This window comes from Trebonia sp., from assembly GCF_030042015.1.
Classification (GTDB): Bacteria; Actinomycetota; Actinomycetes; order Streptosporangiales; family Streptosporangiaceae; genus Trebonia.
The window spans coordinates 1-3,499 of sequence record NZ_JASIAL010000042.1; the positions used below are offsets into that span (position 1 = coordinate 1).

The 3,499-nt window shown below is 73.1% G+C and carries 3 protein-coding genes and 1 pseudogene; 3 read left to right on the forward strand and 1 reads right to left on the reverse strand.

The genetic code is table 11. The features are described 5' to 3' along the window. Nucleotides 1-218: 218 nt before the first annotated feature. Nucleotides 219-1,190, forward strand: coding sequence for a lysylphosphatidylglycerol synthase transmembrane domain-containing protein (locus Q1N79_RS01820; protein WP_300603353.1), 972 nt, complete (start codon nucleotides 219-221; stop codon nucleotides 1,188-1,190). Between the two features lie 29 nt (nucleotides 1,191-1,219). After that, nucleotides 1,220-2,659 (forward strand): MFS transporter, encoded by a 1,440-nt coding sequence (locus tag Q1N79_RS01825; RefSeq protein ID WP_300603355.1) that lies wholly within the window; start codon nucleotides 1,220-1,222, stop codon nucleotides 2,657-2,659. Here the strand turns inward: Q1N79_RS01825 and Q1N79_RS01830 are convergent. Beyond that, on the reverse strand, nucleotides 2,544-2,963 hold the full coding sequence (locus Q1N79_RS01830) for a hypothetical protein (protein WP_300603359.1): 420 nt from the start codon (nucleotides 2,961-2,963) through the stop codon (nucleotides 2,544-2,546). The two genes, Q1N79_RS01825 and Q1N79_RS01830, sit on opposite strands and share 116 nt — an antisense overlap. Nucleotides 2,964-3,207: 244 nt before the next feature. On the opposite strand from Q1N79_RS01830, the pseudogene Q1N79_RS01835 reads away from it, so the two are divergent. Continuing rightward, nucleotides 3,208-3,499 (forward strand): annotated as a pseudogene (locus Q1N79_RS01835) (hypothetical protein); the annotation flags it as partial.

Below are 3,499 nucleotides of genomic sequence, written 5' to 3' on the forward strand. Positions count from 1 at the left end.
GGAATCGCCGAAAGGCCCGGTAATGCCGCAGACTGGAACTGCCAGGAGCGGGAAACGCGTTTTCCCGGTAGCGTCCTGCCGGTTGCGAGAGGGGCGTTGCCGTGAAGGAATGGGCGGACAGCGCCGCACCCCCGCAGGCCCCCGCCACCGCTGAGGTCCGCAGCCGCCGCTCTTTTCATCCATTCCGAACGCGCGCGTTTCGCCGCCTTACCCTCACCGTGCTCGTGGTCGGGGTGCCGGCCGTCATCATCGTGGTCGCCAGGCACACGCTCGCGCAGTCGATGCACGTGCTCACCACCGCCAGCCCCGGGTGGCTGCTGCTCGCGCTGGCGGCCGAGGCGGTGTCGCTGACCGCGTTCGGGATGAGCCGCCGGGGACTGCTGCGCGCCAACGGGCACCGGATCGGGCTGCGCCGGGTGCTCGCGGTCACCTGCGCGAGCAATGCCCTGTCGCTGTCGGTCCCGTTCGCCGGCACCGAACTCGCCATCGCCTTCTCCTTCCGGCGGTTCCGCAGGGCGGGCCTGGACGCGGCGACCACGAGCTGGGCGCTGACGGTGTCGTGGATCTGCTCCACGTCCTCCCTGGCGCTGCTGCTCGCCGTCGGCGCGGTCATCGGCGGGGCGGCGGCCGCGTCGGTCGCCGGGTTCGTGGGCGCCGCGCTGTACCTGCTGCCCGGCGTCGGCGCGCTGCTCGCGCTGCGCTTCGACCGGGTCCGCGTCGGCGCCGTCACGGCGCTGACGTGGCTCGCCGGGCTGAGCAGGCGGGTGGTCGGCAAGCCGGAGCACGGGGCCGCTGGCCTGCAACGGTTCCTCGACGAGGTGACGGGCACCCGCCTGTCCGTGCCCGGCTACGCGCGGGTGTTCGGCCTCGCGGTGGCTAACTGGGCCTTCGACTGCGCGGCGCTGGCGTTCGCGATCCGCGCGATGGGCCAGCCCGTGCCGTGGGGCGACCTGCTGCTCGTTTACGGCGCGGGCGCCGCGGTCGGCAGCACCGGGGTGACGCCCGGCGGCTTCGCGCTGGTCGAGCTGGCGCTGACCGCGGCCCTGACCGCCTCGGGGCTGCACGCGGACCACGCGCTCGCCGCCGTGCTCGCCTACCGCCTGGTCAACTTCTGGCTGGTGGTGCTCGGCGGCTGGATCACGATGGCATTCCTCACCCATCCGCTGCGGCGAGGTCGTTCGCCTCGCTAAAGACCGCGCGAAGCGGGCATAATCGGGCGGTGGTGATCGACGCGCGGCAGCGCAACACGGCTCTGCTGGTCTCCGGCTGCTTCTTCATGGAGATGCTCGACGGGACCATCGTCACCACGGCGAGCCCGCAGATCGGCCGGTCGCTGCACGTCCCGGCGGCCGAGGTCGGGCTCGTGGTCACCGCCTACCTGCTGACGGTCGCTGTGCTGATCCCGCTCAGCGGCTGGCTGACCCGCCGCCTCGGCAACCGGGTGATATTCCTCACCGCGATCGCGGTGTTCACCCTGGCCTCGGTCGGCTGCGCGAGCAGCGGCAGCCTGCCCGAACTCGTCGCGATGCGCGTGCTGCAGGGCGCGGGCGGCGCGATGATGGTGCCGGTCGGCCGGACGATGGTGGTCTCCATGGCCGCCAAGGAGGACCTGCTCCGCATCACCTCCTACGTCGTCTGGCCGGGGCTGCTCGCCCCGGTGATCGCCCCGCTGGCCGGCGGCCTGATCACCACGTACGCGTCCTGGCACTGGCTGTTCCTCATCAACGTGCCGCTCGGGGCGATCGCCTTCCCCGCGGCCTGGCGGCTGGTCCGCGCCACCGGCCAGGCGGCCGCTCCCCCGCCGCTTGACTGGGCGGGGGTGCTGCTGACCTGCGCGGGGCTCGGCGGGCTCACCTATTCCGCGCACCTGGTCTCGCTGCCGGCCCCGCCGCCCGCGCTGACGGCCGCCTTCTCTGTCGCGTCCGTCGGGCTGCTCGCCGCCGCGGTCTGGCACCTGCGCCGCACCGCGCACCCGCTGCTGAACCTGCGGACGCTGCGGGTGGACACGTTCCGGGTCTCGCAGCTCGGCGGGTCGCTGTACTGGCTCGTCGTCGGCGCCGCGCCGTTCCTGCTGCCGCTGCTGTTCCAGACCCAGTTCGGCTGGTCCCCCGTGAAGTCCGGCGCGGTCACCGCGTTCATCTTCGTGGGCAACGTCGGCATCAAGCCGGCCACGACGCCGCTCATCAACAGGTTCGGGTTCCGCTGGCTGCTGCTGGTCTCCACCACGATCACCGCGGTCGTCATCGCCGCGCTCGGCTTCACCACCCCCGCCACCCCGCTGGCGGTCATCGCGGCGCTGACGCTGGTCAGCGGCATCACCCGGTCCAGCGGGCTCACCGTGTACAGCACGGTCGGCTACGTCGACATGCCGGCCGAGCTTGTCCGGGACGCCAACACGCTGTACGCGACAAGCACCCAGCTCGCCGCGGGCCTGTCCGTCGCGGTCGCGACGGTCGCGCTGCGGATCGGCAGCCTGCTCCCGGGCGCCAACGGCCGGACGGCCTTTACCGTGGCGTTCTGCCTGCTTGCCGTCATCGCGCTCGTCACGACCGCGGAGGCGCTGCTGATGCGCCGCGAGGCGGGCGATTCGGTCCGCCGTCCCCGGCCCGGTGTCGCGACTCAGGCGGAGCGGTCTCCGCCAGCCGGCGGGCGGAGATGATCGCGGCCAGCTCGGCGGCCAGGGCCACGCACATCACGGCCGGCAGCAGCGTCACCCGCATCGACGTCGCCCAGCCGGCCGCGACGCGGCTGGCCGTGAGCGAGGCGAGCCCGCCGCAGGCCAGCGCGCCCACGGCCAGCCAGACGGACAGGCCGGCGGGCTTGGGCAGCCAGACGCTGTGCTCGGGGGCGCCGGCGTGCAGCGGGACGCGCGCGCCTTTCGGCAGGCTGACGAGCGCGTAGCCCGCCGCGGCGATCATCGCGAGCAGCAGCACGCCGCCGATGACCAGCGACGCCGTCAACATCCCGTCCCGTGCGATGGCATGCGGCCCACGGTACCGCCAGCGGCGCGCCCGCCGCGGCCCTCGCGGAGAAATGAGCGAGCGCTGGGACCAATGGAGCGCAGGCGCAGGCAGATGCCGGTGTTGCCTGCTGGTGACGTCACAGGCCGCGATCGACTGCCCCGCCGGGACTAGCAGAATAGTCCTAATGGGCTAAAAGCTACTGAAAGTCGTAAAACGATCTTTAGCGGAGCTCTAGGTTAGCGCGATGCTGAAGAAGTCAGCCGGTGCGATCGCCGCCACCGCGACCCTTGCCCTCCTCGCGGCCGGGGGTTCCGCGGCGGCCGTTCGCGTCGTGTCGTCAGGGTTCGGCGCGCCAGTCCGGAATTCCGCCCCGCCGCAGCCCGTGCGTATCGGGGGTCCGGCGACGGCCAGCGTGCCTGGCGCGCCCGCGGCAACGCCGGAGCCGGGCGGCCAGTCGTCCTCGCCCGCGCCGTCGGCGTCAGGGAGCCCGCACGGCGGGCTGCGCGCTCGTCAGCCTGCCGAAAGGCGCGCGCGTC

Coding starts and splice junctions, on each gene's coding strand:
- Q1N79_RS01830 (WP_300603359.1), bottom strand. CDS start 2,963: ATGTTGACGGCGTCGCTGGTCATCGGCGGCGTGCTGCTGCTCGCGATG.